Annotated in this window: 1 protein-coding gene; it reads left to right on the plus strand. The window is 72.3% G+C overall.

Features of this window, described 5'->3' with window-relative positions:
- A partial coding sequence (locus KZZ07_RS27340; protein WP_219520182.1) for a Tn3 family transposase occupies positions 1–242 on the plus strand: 242 nt, incomplete at both ends.

Consider the following 242-nt stretch of genomic DNA (forward strand, 5'->3'; position numbering starts at 1 on the left):
GCCTGTCCCGCATGGCCGAAGCCAGCCAGGGGGTCACGCGCGACCAGCTGTTCTGGACGCGCGACGCCTTCATCCGCGACGAGACCTACAAGGCCGCCCTCGGCCGGATCGTCGATGCGCATCATGCACTCCCGATCGCGGCCGTGTGGGGCGAGGGCACCACCGCGGCGAGCGACGGCCAGTTCTTCCGCTCCGGCAAGCGCGGCGACGGTGCCGGCCAGGTCAACGCCCGCCACGGCATC

Origin of the sequence: Mameliella sp. CS4, assembly GCF_019392335.1 — a bacterium.
Classification (GTDB): Bacteria; Pseudomonadota; Alphaproteobacteria; order Rhodobacterales; family Rhodobacteraceae; genus Antarctobacter.